This window comes from Streptomyces sp. NPDC111516 (assembly GCF_055635345.1).
Window position 1 is genome coordinate 89,130 of record NZ_JBVKBV010000005.1, and the last position, 15,332, is coordinate 104,461.

Sequence of the window (15,332 nt, forward strand, 5' to 3'; positions counted from 1 at the left end):
ACCTCGTTCCCCTCCCGCGGCCCGCTCACGGACCGCCGACCCATCAGGAGCACCTCCCATGACCCAGGCCGATCTGGTCTTCACCCAAGGCCCCGTGCACACCGGGGACCCCGCCCGCACCCGGGCGAGCAGCGTCGCCGTCACCGGGGAGCGGATCTCGGCCGTCGGCCATGACGAGGTACGGGAGCTGATCGGCCCGAAGACCGAAGTGGTCGACCTCAGGGGCAAGCTGCTGCTTCCCGGCTTCCAGGATTCCCACATCCACGCCGTCTACGGCGGCTTGGAGCTCGCCGAGTGCGACCTCTCCGGCACCGTGGGAGTCGATGAATACCTGCGCCGCCTCCGCGAGTTCGCCGATGCCCATCCCGACAGCACCTGGATCACCGGCGGCGGCTGGTCCATGGAGAGCTTCGAGGGCGGCCTTCCGACCCGACAACTGCTCGACTCCGTGGTGCCGGACCGGCCGGTGTATCTGGTCAACCGCGACCACCACGGTGCCTGGGCCAACACCCGCGCGCTCGAACTCGCGGGCGTCACCCGGGACACCCCGGACCCCGCCGACGGCCGGATCGAACGGGAGGGCGACGGCACACCGAGCGGCGTCCTCCAGGAAGGCGCCACCGGCCTGGTGGCCCGGCTGGTGCCCGAAAAGACCGCCGCCGACCGCCTCGACGGACTGCTGCGCGCGCAGCGGCTGCTCCACTCGCTCGGGATCACCGGCTGGCAGGACGCCCTGCTCGGCGTGTTCAACGGCCAGCCCGACCCCTCCGACGCGTATCTCACCGCCGCCCGCGAGGGAAGCCTCACCGCCCGGGTCAACGGCGCGCTCTGGTGGGACCGCAGCCGAGGCTCCGACCAGATCCCGGAACTGGTGTCCCGCCGAGAGGAACTGGCCCACGGCAGGTTCCGGGCCGGCTCGGTGAAGATCATGCAGGACGGCATCGCGGAGAACTTCACCGCCGCGATGACCAGCCCCTACCTGGACGGCTGCGGCTGCGCCACCGCCAACAGCGGACTGAGCTTCGTCGACCCGGACGCGCTGCGCGCGTACGTCACCGCGCTCGACGCGCTCGACTTCCAGGTGCACTTCCACGCCCTCGGCGACCGCGCGGTGCGCGAGGCGCTGGATGCGATCGAGGCGGCCCGCACCGCCAACGGCCGTCGTGCCACCCGACACCACCTCGCCCACCTGCAGGTGGTCCACCCCGACGACATCCCGCGCTTCGCCCTGCTCGGTGCGATAGCCAACATCCAACCGCTCTGGGCCGCGCACGAGCCGCAGATGGACGAGCTGACCATCCCCTTCCTGGGTCCCGAACGCGCCGCCTGGCAGTACCCCTTCGGCTCCCTGCTGCGGGCCGGCGCAACCCTCGCCGCGGGCAGCGACTGGTCCGTGAGCAGCCCCGACCCTCTCGCCGGAATCCACGTCGCCGTCAACCGGATGGAGCCCGGGGCAACCGACGGTCGGGTCTTCCTGCCCGAACAGCGGCTCGACCTCGCCACCGCGGTCGCGGCCTACACGGCGGGTTCGGCCCACGTCAACGGCACGGACGACGCCGGCACCCTGCGGCCGGGTCACGTCGCCGACCTCGTGGTCCTCGACCGGGACATCTTCACCGCCCCGGCCGAGGAGATCCACACAGCCCGGGTTCTGCAGACCTACGTGGGGGGAGTGCTGGTGCACTCCGCCTCCTGACAGCCGCGCCGTCGGGGCGCGACCGCAGCCGTGGAATCGCCCCCACGCTCCGACGACGTCCTGATCTCCAGTTTCGTCCGCACCAGCGCGCCCGTCGGCTCCTGGCTCCCGCTCTCCAAGGCTGCGACGAGTAGTTCGACGCCCTTCTCGGCCACGCTCACCGGCTGGAGGCTCAAGGTCGTGACGGGCGGGTCGGCGTGGGCGGCCGAAGGGTCCTCGCTCGCGCACACCAGCAGCAGGTCTCCGGGGACCGACAGACCGAGGCGGCGTGCGGCGTCGAGCACCAGCGGCGGATTCGCCTCGGTCAGCACGAACAGGGCATCGGGCCGGTCGGGCATGGTGAGGGACCGCTCGACCGCCTCGATGGCAGGGCCGTTCCCCGGCCCCGCCGAAACCGTGACGCGAGGCGTGGCGCCCCGCTCGCCGCACCAGCGCCGGTAGGCGTCCAGGGCCGCCGTGTAGAAGCGGGTCGGGGTGTCGGGCGCCACGACCGCGATACGCCGCGCGCCCTGTGCGTGCAGATGGTCCAGCACCTCGCGTACGGCGGCGTCGGCGTCGACGTCCACCCAGTGCGTACCGGGGCGGCCCTCCACCGAGCGGTCGGTGAAGAGCGGTATGCGGGCGGCGACGAAGTCCTCCACCAGGGGATCGTCCGGGAGCGGGTCCGCGACGATCGCGGCGTCCAGGGGCAGGTCGGCCCACTCACCGGGCGAGGAGCTGGTGGGCAGCAGCACCAGGGCATAGCCGTGGCGCAGGGCCGCGGTCGCGACGGCGCTGGTCAGCTTCGTGAAGTAGGAGGAGTCCATGTAGGTCCCGGGGCCCGTGGGGTACTCCCCCACGGCATAGCCGATGAGCCTGGCGTGCCCGGCGCGCAGCAGCCGCGCCGTCGGGTTGGGCCGGTAGCCGAGGCGGCGCGCGACCTCGCGGGCGTGCTCGCGCACGGCCGGCGAGAGGCGCCCGGTGCCGTTGAGCGCCGCCGAGACAGTGGTCTTGGACAGACCCGCCTCGCGGGCGACGTCGACGAGGCGGACCCGGGCAACGGCGGCCGGGACGCCGTGGTCAGTGCGGCGCGGAGTATCGGTCATGCGCTGATGCTGCCAGTCCGGCGCGCCGCCGTCCACGCGCCTCCGACCTTCAAAAAACCGTTCCCGCAAACCCTTGTGCGGGAACGTTCCCGCATCAATACTCGCTGCAATCTCGTGAACCCTCCATCCCCGGAAAGGGGTCGGTTCCTTGCATGCCTCCAGACCCACCGTCCTGCTCGCCGGAGCCGTCGCCCTGGCTGCGGCCGTCACCGGCTGCTCCGGCGCATCGTCCACCGGCGCCGGATCCGCCAAGGGCGGCACCGCCTACCAGGTCTCCGCGGACACACCCGCGGCCAAGGGCTCGATCCCGTCGTTCTCCTGGTCGCTGTACGCCGAGCCGTACTCCCTCGACTACACACAGGCCTGGGACTACCCGCCCAACACCGTCCTGGCGAACGTCTGCGAGCAACTGTTCCGCATCACGCCGGACATGAGGATCGTGCCGGCCCTGGCCGTGAAGTCGGCCAATCCCGACCCGCTGACCCGGGTGTACACCCTGCGCAGCGGCGTGAAGTTCCACTCCGGTTCGACCATGACCGCGGACGACGTCGTCGCCTCCCTCAAGCGCCATCTCGACCCGGCCGTGGGCTCGGCGTGGGGCAGCGCGTTCAAGAACGTCGCCTCGGTCACCAAGACCGGGCCGCTCGAAGTGACGATCAAGCTCAACAAGCCCGACGTCCTGCTCAACGAGTTGATGGCGGCCTCTCCGGGCACCGTCGAGAGCGCCGCTTTCCTCGCCAGGAGCGGCCGGGACTACGGCAATCCGAAGGCGGGCGTCGACTGCACCGGCCCCTACGCACTCGGCAGCTGGGCCCAGGGCGACAACATCACCCTGAAGAAGAACCCCACCTACTGGGACAGCGCACTGACCCCCAAGGCGGAGAGCGTCAAGTTCGTCTTCGTCCAGGACCCGGCCGCGCGCACCAACGCCTGGCTCTCCGGATCGGTCGACGGCGGGTACCTGGTGCCGTCCACCTCGATCGGGCAGCTCAAGTCGACCTCGCAGGGCAAGCTGTACTTCGGCCCGAACACCGCCGCCTCCGACCTCGCCGTGTTCAACCTCAAGGGCACGCTCGGCGATCTGAAGGTCCGTAAGGCGCTGTCCATGGCGCTGGACCGGCAGAGCATCATCAAGGCCGCCGTCGCGGGAGTGGCCGTCCCGGCCAAGGCCCCGGCCGCGCGAGGCGCCTGGCAGACCGCCCCGGACCGGACGGACGGCTACTTCTCCGCCCTTCCCGACCTGGTGTACGACATCGACGGTGCCAGGAAGCTGATCAAGGAGGCCGGTGCGACCGGCAAGAAGGTCGTCGTCGCGAGCAGCACGCTCACTCCGGAGATCAACGTCGTCGCCAACGCCGTGCAGGCGGCCGGCAAGCAGATCGGTCTCGACGTGCAGATCAAGCCGATCGCGCCCGACGCGTACACCGCGCTCTTCACCGACCCACACGCCAGTGCCGGCATCGACCTGGTGTTCACCAACGGTTACATCAACTCACCCGACCCACTCGAGTTCTACCAGTCGTTCCGCACCGGCGACTTCGGCAATTACGGCAAGTACTCGAACCCCGAGTTCGATGCGCTCTACGACCGGGCGACCGCGGTCGCCGACCCGGCCGCCCGCGCCGACCTGACCGCCGAGCTGCAGAAGATCGCGCTGCGCGACCTGCCCGCCATCCCGCTGTACGAGGCTCCCCACTCGGTGTTCCTGGGCAGCCGGATCACCGGTGCCCCGGCCGGCATCGCCCAGCTGTACTACCCGTGGGCCGCGAAGATCGGCTCGGCGAACTGATGACCCGTTACCTCCTCGCTCGGCTCCTCGGGTTGGTGACCGTGCTGCTGATCACCTCCTTCCTGGTCTTCAGCGCGGTGCACCTGGCCCCGGGGGATCCGGTGTCCTTCCTTCTCAAGGGACACCCGGTGTCGCCGGAGACCAAGGCCGCGATCCGCGCCCAGTACCACCTCGACGACCCGTTCCTCACCCAGTACCTGAAGTGGGTCGGCAACGCTCTGCACGGCGACTTCGGGCGCTCCGTCCAGTTCCGGCACGACGTCGGGTCCCTGATCGGCTCGCGCCTGCCGAGCACGGCCCTGCTCATCGGGTACTCGGCCGTCCTGGTCTGCCTCGGCGGTGTGCTCGCGGGCGTCCTCGCCGCGCTGCGTCCCGGGGCGGTCGACCGCGTGGTGCTCCTGTGCACCGGCGTGGCCACGGCGACCCCGCCGTTCGTCAGCGCCATCGTGCTGGTCTCGCTGTTCTCGGTGCAGTTGGGCTGGTTCCCGGGCCCCGGTGCCACCGGCACCGGTTTCGCCGACCGGCTCTACCACCTGACACTGCCCGCTGTCGCCCTCGCGGTCACCCTCACCGGGCTGCTGGCCCGGGTGACCCGCTCCGCGATGCTCGACCAGCTGGGACGGGAGCACGTGGAGGTGACGCGTTCCCGTGGGGTAGCCGAGGGCGACGTCGTGCGCCGGCACGTGCTGCGCAACGCGCTCGGTCCGATCGTCACCGTCGGTGGCACCATGCTCGCCGGTCTCCTGGTGAGTACCTCGATCGTGGAGACCGCCTTCAACGTCTCCGGGGTCGGCTCACTGCTGGTGCAATCGGTGACGGTCAAGGACTTCCCCGTGGTGCAGGCCATCACGCTGATCACCGTAGCGGCGTTCGTACTCGTGAACCTGGTCGTGGACCTCCTCGCGCCGCTCATCGACCCCCGGCTGACCCTCACCCGGCGAGGTGCCGCATGACCGCCGCGGTCGACGTCACCGAGCTGCGCCGGCGCCCGGGCCTGCGCCGCCTGCACGTACTCGGGCAGGGACCGCTGTTCACGGCGGCCGTCCTGCTGCTGGCCGCACTGGTGGCCGTCGCCGTCTTCGCGCCGCTGATCGCGCCGTACGACCCCGACGCCCTCGACCTGCAGGCCACCCTGGCCGGGAGCAGCACCGACCACCTCCTGGGCGCCGACCAGTCGGGCCGCGACGTGCTGTCGCGCCTGCTGTACGGCGCGCGCTCCGGGCTGCTCGGACCGCTCGTGGTCGTCGCATTGTCGACCCTCCTGGGCATCCTGGTGGGCGTCGTGGCCGCCTGGCGCGGCGGCTGGGCGGACACAGTCCTTTCCCGGTCGATGGACCTGGTGTTCTCCTTCCCCGGCCTGCTTGTGGCGATCATGTTCGTGGCGGTCACCGGGCCGGGCATGACCGCGCCGGTCATCGCCATGGCGGTCGCGTACACGCCGTACGTGGGCCGCCTGGTGCGCAGCATCGCCCAGCAGGAGAAGGCCCGTCCGTACATCGAGTCGTACCTCGTCCAGGGCTGGTCGGGCTGGACGATCTGCGTCCGGCACCTGTTGCCCAACATCGCGCCGACGGTGCTCGCCCAGTCGGCGATCAACTTCGGGTACGCCCTGATGGACCTCGCGGCGCTCTCCTTCCTCGGCTTCGGAGTACAGCCGCCGACCGCCGACTGGGGCGCGATGATCAACGAGGGCGAGGGCGCGCTGTTGCAGGGCGCGATGCTTCCCGCGCTCGCGCCGTCCGTGTGCATCGTGCTCGCCGTCGTGGCGTTCAGCATCGTCGGCGAGGGCATCGCCGACCGGGTCGCGAAGCGGGATCGGTGAGGCGAATGACTGTGCAGCAGACTCTTCTTGAGATCGACAACCTCACCGTGCGGCTGCCCGAGGGGCGCGCGGCCCGGCCGATCCTGGACGGCGTGTCCCTGCGCGTCGCGGCGGGTGAGACCGTCGGCCTGGTCGGCGAATCCGGTTCGGGCAAGTCGGTCGCGTGCCGCAGCGTGCTCGGGCTGCTGCCCGAAAAGGCACGGACGGACGGCGAGGTCCGTGTGGCGGGCCGCGACGTACTGAGGCTGGACCGCGACGGGCTCAAGGAACTGAGGACCCGTCAGGTATCGATGATCTTCCAGGACCCGCGTGCCTCGGTCAATCCGATGCGGCGCGTGGGCGACTTCCTCACCGAGGGAATGCGTGCCGCCGGCGTACCCGCGGCGGCGGCGAGGGGCCGTGCCGAGGAACTCCTCGACGCCGTGGGCATCCGCGACCCGCGAGGCGCGTTGCGACGCCACCCGCACCAGTTCTCCGGCGGCATGCTCCAGCGGGTCGTCATCGCGGCGGCACTCGCGAGCCGGCCCTCACTGCTCGTCGCCGACGAGCCGACGACCGCGCTGGACGTCACGACCCAGGCCGAGGTCATCGCGATCCTCACCCGCCTGCAGGCCGAGCGCGGCACGGGGATGCTCCTCGTCACCCACGACCTGGAACTGGCCTCGGCCATCTGCGACCGCGTCTACGTCATGTACGCGGGACGGATCGTCGAGACGCAGGCCGCAGGCGACCTGTTCGGCCGCCCGCGCCACCCGTACACGGCCGGCCTGCTCGCCTGCACACCCCGCGTCGAACCCGACGCGGCTCCGCCACGGCCCATCCCCGGCCGCCCTGTCTCGCTCGCCGAGTCACCGTCCGGGTGCGCATTCGCCGCGCGCTGCGCACACGCGCAGGAGCGCTGCTCGGTCGAAAAGCCCGTCCTGCGGCAGTACGGCGGCCAGGGCCTGGCCGCCTGCCTGCGCGCCGAAGAAGGGATCCTGCTGTGACCGCCGTGACAGAGAACACCGGCGCGTCCGGTCTCGTGGTGGACGGACTGCGCAAGGATTTCGGCGGCCACGCGGCGGTCGACGGCGTCTCCTTCGCCCTGCGGCCGGGAGGCTCACTCGGCATCGTCGGCGAGTCCGGATGCGGCAAGACCACCACGGCACGCATGCTCGTCGGCCTCGAGACACCCGATGCCGGCACGGTCCACCTGGGTGGACGCGACCGTTCGGCACGCGCCCGTGGCCGGGCCGAGCGCCTGGCCCGCGCCCGCGAGATCCAGATGGTGTTCCAGGACCCGTACCTCTCCCTCGACCCGCGCATCGGCGTGAGTGCATGCATCGAGGAGGTTCTGCGCCTGCACTTCCCGCTGGACTCGCCGGCGCGGCGCAGGCGGGTCGCCGAACTCCTCGACCAGGTGGGACTGGGAGAGCGCGAGGCCGCGGCGCTGCCCCGCCACCTGTCCGGCGGACAGCGTCAACGCGTGGCGATCGCCCGGGCGTTGGCGGCCCGACCGCAGGTGCTCATCCTCGACGAGGCGGTCGCCGCCCTCGACGTCTCCATCCAGGCGCAGATCCTCGACCTGCTCGCCGGCATCCGCCGCGACGAGGGCATCGGCTTCCTCTTCGTCAGCCACGACCTCGCGGTCGTCCGGCACATCACCGACGAGGTGGTCGTGCTCAGGGCCGGAAAGATCGTCGAATCCGGCCCCACGACATCCGTCCTGACCAGCCCCGAACATCCCTACACCCGTCTCCTGCTCGACTCCGTACCGCGGCCCGGATGGGATCCGGCCCGCATCTCCGCAGGCCGCCGCGCGCTTGCCCGACCCTTCTGACTCATCGCAAAGGACCATCACATGACCGACCTCACCGACATCGCCTATCTGCCGGCCACCGAGGCCCTGCGCCGATTCCGTGACCGCTCCCTGTCACCGGTCGAGCTGATGACCGCGGTCATCGCGCGCGCCGAAGCCGTCGAGCCGAAGGTCAACGCCCTTGCCGAGCGGACCTTCGAGGAGGCGCTCGCCGCCGCCCGCGAGGCCGAAGCGCGGTACGGGGGCAAGGGCGAGGCACCCCGGGCGCTGGAGGGTCTCGCCGTCGCGACGAAGGAGGAGCAGCCCATCGCGGGCCGCCGCATCACGGACGGCTCCTTGGCGTACCAGTGCGAGATAGCCGAGCAGACGCACCCGGTGATCGAGCGGGTCCAGGCTGCCGGCGGCATCGTGCACGCCAGGACCACGACCCCGGAGTTCAGTTGCGCGGGGTACACGCAGTCACGACTGTGGGGCGTCACCCGCAACCCGTGGAACCTGGAGTTCACTCCGGGCGGCTCCTCGGGCGGCGCGGGCGCCGCGCTCGCGGCGGGTGAGACAACGCTCGCGACCGGCTCCGACATCGGCGGCTCGATCCGCATCCCCGCTTCGTACACGGGCACGGTCGGCTTCAAGCCGCCGTACGGGCGCGTACCGGCGATGACGCCGTTCAACCTCGACACGTACTGCCACGACGGTCCGATGGCGCGCACCGTCGGAGACTGCGCCCTGTTGGAGAACGTCATCGCCGGGCCCCACCCGTTGGACGCGGTCTCGCTGCGGCCCGGGCTCGTCCTGCCCGAGCGGTCCGAGGGCGTCGAAGGCCTGCGGGTGGCGCTTTCGGTCACTCTCGGGGACTGGCCGGTCGATCCCGAGGTCGAGGCCAACACTCGCGCGGTCGCCCAGGCGCTGCGCGCGGCCGGAGCCGTCGTCGAGGAGGTGGAGGTCCCCATCATGCGGGCGGACGTGATGCGGGCAGCGATGATCCACTTCGGCTCCGTCTTCGGCCCCTACATCGCGTCGGTCGCCGCCGAGCACGGCGACCAGCTCACCACGTACGCGCTCGACTTCGCCCGGCGGGCCGCCGAGGCCGTCCGCGAGCCCGGCAGCTTCCTGCAGGGCCTCGAGATCGAGGCTGCGGTGCAGACGACGCTCGGCGCCCTGTTGGACCGCTACGACGTCCTGCTGTGCCCGACGACCGCCATCCCGGCGCTCAAGGCGGACGACGACTACCTCTCGACCAAGGTTGTGATCAACGGCGTGGAGCTGGACTTCTATCTGGAATCCGCGATGACCACGGTGTTCAACATCGCCAGCCGCTGCCCGGTGCTGAGCGTGCCGTCCGGCTTCGCCTCGACCGGAGTACCGACGGGGGTGCAGGTCGTCGGACGCACCTACGACGACGTCACGGTGTTCCGCGCCGCGGCAGCGATCGAGGCCGTCCGGCCCTGGAACAGCGTCCCGGTCCTGTGACTTGACGTCATGCCACCGGGACGACGAACCAAGGGCGCCTCCGGGCGGCGCCACAGCGTGCCTGGCCGCGCGGTCAGTCCCGGAGGGCGCCGAGCCAACGCAGGGCACGCAGGCTCGGCAGGAAGCAGTACTCGCCGCCGCGCGTGACGACGAACCGCGGCAGCGGGGGCAGGCGCCGGCGCAGCGGTCGCCGGGGAATGGTGAAGCCGCTGGCGCCGTCGTGGGAGCCGGTGACGGGGTCTTTGGCGCTGCCCGCGCCGAAGAAGACGCCGTCGTTCATCCACTCGGACTGGACGAACTCGAACTGCCGCCCCAGGTGGGCTCCGATGAAAGCGAACATGAGGCCGCGGTCCACCCCGTCGTCCTCCAGGGCACCCTCGGGCAGCGGCGGCCCGTAGACGGCCCCGCGTCTGATCATGCGGTGCAGACGCACATCCCCCGCCACCGACGCGTCACGAGGGTTGGCCCGGCGGATGTGACACCCGCCGGGGGTGACGAATCCGGCTGGATCGTCACGCTCGTACAGGAAGGTGTTGCGGCGCTCTGCATCAGCGCCCAGAGCGGGGTCGTCCTGGTGTGGGCTGAGCGCCAGCGGAGCTCCGCTGCGCCAGCGGCCCATGATCTTGGCTGCCAGCAGTTCCTCGTCCTCGGGGCCGGTGGCATTGTCCCGCAGGTAGCGCCGGAACGCGACGACGTTCTGGTGGAGTTTACGGAAGACCGCGTAGCTGCCGTTGCGTCCCAACACCTCCGGCTGCGGAGTCTGGAGGCCGCCGATCTCGTCCCGATAGCCGAGCACGAACTCGCCGGCCTTCAACGGCATCTCCAGCCGGTTGGACCCGGCGATACCGCTGCCCTCGACGGCAGGGTGGCTGACGCCGTCGCGATAGCCGAAATGCTCGGTCTCGGTGGGCAGCGCGTAGCAGTCCTGCCGCCAGATCGCGGTCACACCGGCAAGACGGTCGTAGGCGGGACGGGCTCGGTCGAGGGCCTCCTCCAACCGTGGGGTATCAGGCGCGACAGCCGTGAGGACCACGTGGACGTCCGGCGTGCCCAACGGCGCTTCCCAGTGCTCAGGGCTGCTCTCGCCGACATCGCCCAGCGCCACGGCCCGGGCGGTCATCCCCTGCCGGAACTCCCAGGCGAACGTCTCCAATGACGCGCGCGGCACACCCAGCACCTCCATCCCGCGGCAGGTGACCGCGACACTCACCCACGTCTCCCCCAACGGACTGGCCGACTCGGCGGCGGGGGTCACCACCGCGCTCGCGCGCCGCATCAGCTCCCGCCCGTGCGCCCGGTCATCGACGCGGAACGCAAGGTAGGTCGCCGCGTACGGGGTCGGCCGAGGGCTGAGAACCCCGCGCTGTATGTCGTCGAGGTCCAGTGCGGCTTGCGTGTGTCCGCTCACGCCTGTCGCCTCCTTGCGGCTCTCCCGCGACATCACTTCGTGACGAGGTTCCGCCAGAAGTTGCGCAGGCTCTCGTCACCGCCGAACAACGAGCTGAAGATCGTGGAGTCCGCCAGCAGCACGTCGCCTGCCCGCTCGCCCTCGGGGGGCATCCACAGGAACATGTTGAACTCGGTGTTGCCGGCCTCGGTGAACGGATGCGGCCTGGAGGTGTCGATCGGCTGCCTGGCCAGTACATGAATGGCATCCGGATCGTCCGTCGTCACGGCGTAGTGCGGTAGGTGCATGTGGAAGTTGAAGTTCGTCACCCCCTCCAGCCAACCTTTCCCGTCCAGGTCCCTGACTGTGGACAGCGGGGCGATCTTGTTCGGCTCCTGCACCGCGGGACGCAGTCCGTAGCGGTTCTCGACCGGTACCCCGAGGCCCCGCATCAGACCCCGGATGTGGGTGGCGAACCGCTGCTGCCGGGGAACCAGGGGATCGCCGTGATGGCGGTACTCGATGTCCCGCACCGCGAAGTCGTCCGATGCCCCGACGTCGTGGTGAGGCCCGAGGACCAGACAGGTGTCCTCCCGGCCGAGGAAGGCCCGCAGCGCCTCGACCTCCCCGGGCCCGGCCTCCTGCCCGGTGATTATGTGATCCAGCCCGAACACGAACAGGGTGTCGGTGTCGGCCAGTACCCGCTCGTCGAGCGGGGTATGGAAACCGGCCTGGTCGATGCGCTGATACACGGAGACAGGATGTCCGGTGATCTCCTCGACGAATTGCTGGAACGGCACCCACGCCCAGAAGAACAACTCCAGTGAACCCGCGATGCCCTGCTGGAACTGCAGTGGGTCGGACCACTTCGGGTCCTCGTAGGCAGGCCAGGCCACACGCCGGACCTCGGTCAGGGTGGAGAACCGGTTGTCCAGCTCGGCCGGATTCCTGCCGGCCTCGGCCGGATAACTCCACGAGACGTAGATGCTCACCCGCCGCCGGCCAGGGGTGTATGCGCGCGGGATGTGGTTCTGGTTGTAGGTGCGTGCGGTCCTGACCTCGCTCATCTCGCCTCCGATCCGCAGTGAGACATACCCCGGCCTGCTGTCAGTGCAGGCCGGGGCACTCACTCACTGCAACTGGTCGAGCATCTCCGACAGGGCGCTCTTGATCCGCAGAGCCTTCTTGATCTCGTCGGCGGTGACGTATGGATACTCCCCGTACTCGATGAAGCTCGGGCAGTGGTGCTCACGCACGAACCGGGCGAACGCCTCGGGGTTGGTCTTCCAGTCCTCGGGGAACCCTTCGAGGTTCTCGAACGCCGTGCTCACCCCCGCCTTGCTGAACAACGCGACGGCGTCTTCGGTGTACTTGTCGAAATCGGTGTCGAAGATCCCCTGGTACATGAAGCGCGTGTCGTCGTCGAAGAGCACCCAGCGCAAGTAGTGCAGCTTCAGCGGCGCGAGAAGATAAGGATCGCTCTCCAGCGCCTTGGCCAAGGCGCTGCCGTACTCCCGCATCGCCCCTGCCCGGCCCGGCTTGACCTTCGCAACGATGGTGAACCCGTAACACGCCGGTGTCCTGGGGAAAACAGGGCCGTACTTCCCCTGCTCGAGATGGTCGGTCTCCTTGGGGATGACGGCCGCCTGCGGCTTGATCTCCATCTCTGCTCCTCCCACCGCTACCGGCCGGGGCACTCCTGTTTCATCGTCCCACGCAGTCTCGCCGTCCGCCTCCGAGCAGCAGCGCACTCCCCCACCGCTATCGGTGGCAGCCTTCACGACGAGTGTCGTGGCCGTGCGGGTTCGGGTATCCGCGCCGCGAAGGATGCCTCGACGGTGGCCCCGGCCGCGCCGGAGACGTCCACCGTGAAGGTGAGCGTGGGTGAGGTTCGAGTCACCGAGATCCGGGGGTCCGAGTCGACCACGGCCCCTGCGTGGACGAGTTGCACCGTGATCGTCGAGGCGGAGTGGGTGGGGTCCGAGACACCTACGGTGAGAACGCGTCCGACCTGACGGACGACGATCGAACAGGGGCTGCTGACGGTGATACCGCCCGCCGACCCCGGGCTGAAGAAGTTGGCGGCGGTCATGCGGAGGGAGCGGTCGTGGATCGCCTGGACAGTCGGGGTGTTGGCCAGGATCTTCGCGGTGGGCGCTGCCGCGCGGGCGGCCGTCCGCCCCGCGGTGAAGCCGGGGAGCAGCACATAGGCGTAGGAGTCGGACAGGGGGGCGGTGCCGTGGGAGAGGCACAGCGAGAGGTAGGGCCGGGTGGTCGACGTGGTCCTGCCGCCGACGTTGATGTCGCGCCAGGCGCCCGTACGCTCGGTGCGGGCGGCCTGCACGGTCGCACCGCCGGGGAAGAGGTAGCCGCCGACGTCCTGCACATGGGCCCAGCCCGACACCGCGAGGGTTTCCGACCAGCCGGTGGGGCCGGGTTGGGCGGCACCGTCCACTCGTAGGGTGTTGGTGCCGCCGAGGTGCAGGTTGCGGTTCTCGACGACGGTGACCACTTCTGCTCCGCTGCCGCCGCTGATGCCCGTACCGAGGCAGATGACGGAATCGTCGAGGCAGAACCACGATTTCTTGGCGGTGAGGGAGGATCCGTACTGCCGGAAGTCCATGCCCACGCTGCCGTACGTGCCGGACAGACTCGCTCCGCCGGCCCAGGTCGCGGCGGGGCGGGTGCCGGTTCCGGACGAGTCGGCCAGGGCGAGGGTGTCCACGGTGGTGCCGGGCAGCCGGTGCGGGTCGACGGTGGGCCAGAAATCGTCGGTGTAGTGACCGAGGTCGGAGGCGAGGTAGAGGTAGGCCATGCCGTCGCCGGTGTGCCAGCCGTGCAGGTTCTCGCCGTTGATGGACTCGTAGCGGGCGACGCGGGCGGAGGACATGGACAGGGCGAGGGCCCATCCTTTCCGCCGATGCACCGCGCGGTCCATGTTCGGGAACTGGATGTGCCCCACGGGCTCGGGGGCCGGGGCCAGGGAGGAGTCGATCAGGACCGGCCGTGCCAAGGCGATGCCGGAGATCGTGGCGTTGTCGGTGTACGGGGCGTAGGCGTTGCCACGGGAGATCCAGCCCTTCGCGAGGCTGTTGAAGCGCTCGGTCTGCGTGACGGTGGGGGCGGACAGTGCGGCACGCAGGACGGCCTGGGTGATGAGGTTTCCGTCGTAGAAGTCGGTCTCGTTGGAGCGGCTGATCGCCCGGCCACGGACGGCGTCCATGCACAGCCCGTTCCAGATCCACGGCGCGAACGCGTTCTCGACCGAGGCGTGGATGTTGGCGGCACCGGGATCGGTGACCTCGTGGTCGGAGCCGTTCAGCAGCTGGAAGAGGGAAGTCAGGCCGCGCAGCAGCACCATGCCGTAGGTGCCGGTATAGGGCACATAGGTGTGCTGGATGAAGGAGCCGTCTGCGTAGAGCCCGTCGCCGGCGGTCACGAACGGGAAGACGTCCGTCAGGGCCGTGACGGCTGCCGCCAGACGCTCGTCGCTCTTGCCGAGGATGCCGCGCAGGGCCACCACTTGGCACAGGTCGACGCGGTTGGCGCCGGTGGATGTGGTGCGGGCGGTGCCGTAGCGGTTCTGGGTGGGATCGGGGACGAAGTGGTCGATCGCCGTGGTCCAGTTGGCGAGCTGGGTCGCAGAGAGCAGGGGGTGGACCAGGGTTGCGGCGTTGGTGAGGGCGACGGGGCAGCCGATCTCCCATTCCCACCAGTTGCCGGTCTCCTCGGTCCCGGCGTTGTATGCCTGGGTGTGCAGGAAGTCCAGCCCCGTCACGACGGCCGCGCCGAGTGCGCTGTTGTCGTACAGCGTCCGCCCGCTGCCGTCGGTGGCCACGGTGCCTTCGGTGGCGTAGGCGGTGGCCATGGTGGCGAGTTGCTTGTAGCCGGCCGTGATGTTGGCGGGAGTGGACAGCGTCAGGCCGGGCCAGAGGGAGTTGGCCGCCGTGTCCGCCGTCATGGAGTTCCACAGGCCTGTCGCGGTGGCCGACAGCGTTGCCAGCCCCGGGGCGTAGTCCGGGTCCGATGCCTCGATCGCGCCACCCGTCAGAATGGCCGCCCAGGTCTTCCGCAGGAAGTCATAGGCGTCGTCCGCGGCGGCAGGGTCGGCACCGGGGAGCAGTTGGAGTCCACCGGCGAGAGCCAGGGCGGCCGCGGACAGGAATCCTCGGCGGCCGAACGGTGCGGCTGTGATCTCGTGCACAGGAACCTCCTCGTTGGGGAGCGAGCTTCAGGAATGCTTCGGGTGCGGTGGTCGATCGGTCTCAGCGGGACCGGAACGGTC

At 70.2% G+C, this 15,332-nt stretch carries 12 protein-coding genes; 7 read left to right on the forward strand and 5 right to left on the reverse strand.

Annotation, left to right across the window (positions count from 1 at the left end; translation table 11 throughout):
* Nucleotides 1-58: 58 nt before the first annotated feature.
* Nucleotides 59-1,696: an amidohydrolase gene (locus ACZ7L9_RS12585; RefSeq protein WP_471414797.1), complete on the forward strand. Its 1,638-nt coding sequence runs from the start codon at nucleotides 59-61 to the stop codon at nucleotides 1,694-1,696.
* On the opposite strand, the gene ACZ7L9_RS12590 is transcribed toward ACZ7L9_RS12585, so the two are convergent.
* Nucleotides 1,660-2,781, reverse strand: coding sequence for a LacI family DNA-binding transcriptional regulator (locus ACZ7L9_RS12590; RefSeq protein WP_471414799.1), 1,122 nt, complete (start codon nucleotides 2,779-2,781; stop codon nucleotides 1,660-1,662). The genes ACZ7L9_RS12585 and ACZ7L9_RS12590 overlap by 37 nt on opposite strands.
* Nucleotides 2,782-2,929: 148 nt before the next feature.
* On the opposite strand from ACZ7L9_RS12590, the gene ACZ7L9_RS12595 reads away from it, so the two are divergent.
* From ACZ7L9_RS12595 to ACZ7L9_RS12620, 6 genes are read left to right on the forward strand one after another with little or no spacing between them, the layout of a single operon-like run.
* Nucleotides 2,930-4,570, forward strand: coding sequence for an ABC transporter substrate-binding protein (locus ACZ7L9_RS12595; RefSeq protein ID WP_471414801.1), 1,641 nt, complete (start codon nucleotides 2,930-2,932; stop codon nucleotides 4,568-4,570).
* Nucleotides 4,570-5,523 (forward strand): ABC transporter permease, encoded by a 954-nt coding sequence (locus ACZ7L9_RS12600; protein WP_471414802.1) that lies wholly within the window; start codon nucleotides 4,570-4,572, stop codon nucleotides 5,521-5,523. Before ACZ7L9_RS12595 ends, ACZ7L9_RS12600 begins: the two co-directional genes overlap by 1 nt.
* Nucleotides 5,520-6,392: an ABC transporter permease gene (locus tag ACZ7L9_RS12605; protein WP_471414803.1), complete on the forward strand. Its 873-nt coding sequence runs from the start codon at nucleotides 5,520-5,522 to the stop codon at nucleotides 6,390-6,392. The genes ACZ7L9_RS12600 and ACZ7L9_RS12605 overlap by 4 nt, the downstream gene beginning before the upstream one ends.
* Before the next feature lie 5 nt (nucleotides 6,393-6,397).
* Entirely contained in the window at nucleotides 6,398-7,378 is a 981-nt protein-coding gene (locus ACZ7L9_RS12610) for an ABC transporter ATP-binding protein (RefSeq protein ID WP_471414805.1), read from the forward strand.
* Complete coding sequence (locus ACZ7L9_RS12615) at nucleotides 7,375-8,211, forward strand: ABC transporter ATP-binding protein (RefSeq protein ID WP_471414807.1); 837 nt, start codon at nucleotides 7,375-7,377, stop codon at nucleotides 8,209-8,211. Before ACZ7L9_RS12610 ends, ACZ7L9_RS12615 begins: the two co-directional genes overlap by 4 nt.
* Nucleotides 8,212-8,232: 21 nt before the next feature.
* On the forward strand, nucleotides 8,233-9,660 hold the full coding sequence (locus ACZ7L9_RS12620; RefSeq protein ID WP_471414809.1) for an amidase: 1,428 nt from the start codon (nucleotides 8,233-8,235) through the stop codon (nucleotides 9,658-9,660).
* A gap of 73 nt (nucleotides 9,661-9,733) precedes the next feature.
* Here ACZ7L9_RS12620 and ACZ7L9_RS12625 read toward each other — a convergent pair whose 3' ends face one another.
* The 4 genes from ACZ7L9_RS12625 to ACZ7L9_RS12640 all read right to left on the reverse strand — a co-directional run bounded on the left by ACZ7L9_RS12625 (nucleotide 9,734) and on the right by ACZ7L9_RS12640 (nucleotide 15,251).
* Nucleotides 9,734-11,068 (reverse strand): Dyp-type peroxidase, encoded by a 1,335-nt coding sequence (locus ACZ7L9_RS12625; protein WP_471414811.1) that lies wholly within the window; start codon nucleotides 11,066-11,068, stop codon nucleotides 9,734-9,736.
* Between the two features lie 32 nt (nucleotides 11,069-11,100).
* Nucleotides 11,101-12,114, reverse strand: coding sequence for a hypothetical protein (locus ACZ7L9_RS12630; protein ID WP_471414812.1), 1,014 nt, complete (start codon nucleotides 12,112-12,114; stop codon nucleotides 11,101-11,103).
* 63 nt (nucleotides 12,115-12,177) lie between these two features.
* Nucleotides 12,178-12,711, reverse strand: coding sequence for a hypothetical protein (locus tag ACZ7L9_RS12635; RefSeq protein ID WP_471414813.1), 534 nt, complete (start codon nucleotides 12,709-12,711; stop codon nucleotides 12,178-12,180).
* 113 nt (nucleotides 12,712-12,824) lie between these two features.
* Nucleotides 12,825-15,251, reverse strand: coding sequence for a polysaccharide lyase 8 family protein (locus ACZ7L9_RS12640; protein WP_471414815.1), 2,427 nt, complete (start codon nucleotides 15,249-15,251; stop codon nucleotides 12,825-12,827).
* Nucleotides 15,252-15,332 lie beyond the last annotated feature (81 nt).

What these genes read in the sequence shown, in the direction of transcription:
- ACZ7L9_RS12630 (WP_471414812.1), bottom strand. Translation starts at nt 12,114, where the DNA reads ATGAGCGAGGTCAGGACCGCACGCACCTACAACCAGAACCACATCCCG.
- ACZ7L9_RS12590 (WP_471414799.1), bottom strand. Translation starts at nt 2,781, where the DNA reads ATGACCGATACTCCGCGCCGCACTGACCACGGCGTCCCGGCCGCCGTT.
- ACZ7L9_RS12605 (WP_471414803.1), top strand. Translation starts at nt 5,520, where the DNA reads ATGACCGCCGCGGTCGACGTCACCGAGCTGCGCCGGCGCCCGGGCCTG.
- ACZ7L9_RS12620 (WP_471414809.1), top strand. Translation starts at nt 8,233, where the DNA reads ATGACCGACCTCACCGACATCGCCTATCTGCCGGCCACCGAGGCCCTG.
- ACZ7L9_RS12585 (WP_471414797.1), top strand. Translation starts at nt 59, where the DNA reads ATGACCCAGGCCGATCTGGTCTTCACCCAAGGCCCCGTGCACACCGGG.
- ACZ7L9_RS12600 (WP_471414802.1), top strand. Translation starts at nt 4,570, where the DNA reads ATGACCCGTTACCTCCTCGCTCGGCTCCTCGGGTTGGTGACCGTGCTG.
- ACZ7L9_RS12635 (WP_471414813.1), bottom strand. Translation starts at nt 12,711, where the DNA reads ATGGAGATCAAGCCGCAGGCGGCCGTCATCCCCAAGGAGACCGACCAT.
- ACZ7L9_RS12610 (WP_471414805.1), top strand. Translation starts at nt 6,398, where the DNA reads ATGACTGTGCAGCAGACTCTTCTTGAGATCGACAACCTCACCGTGCGG.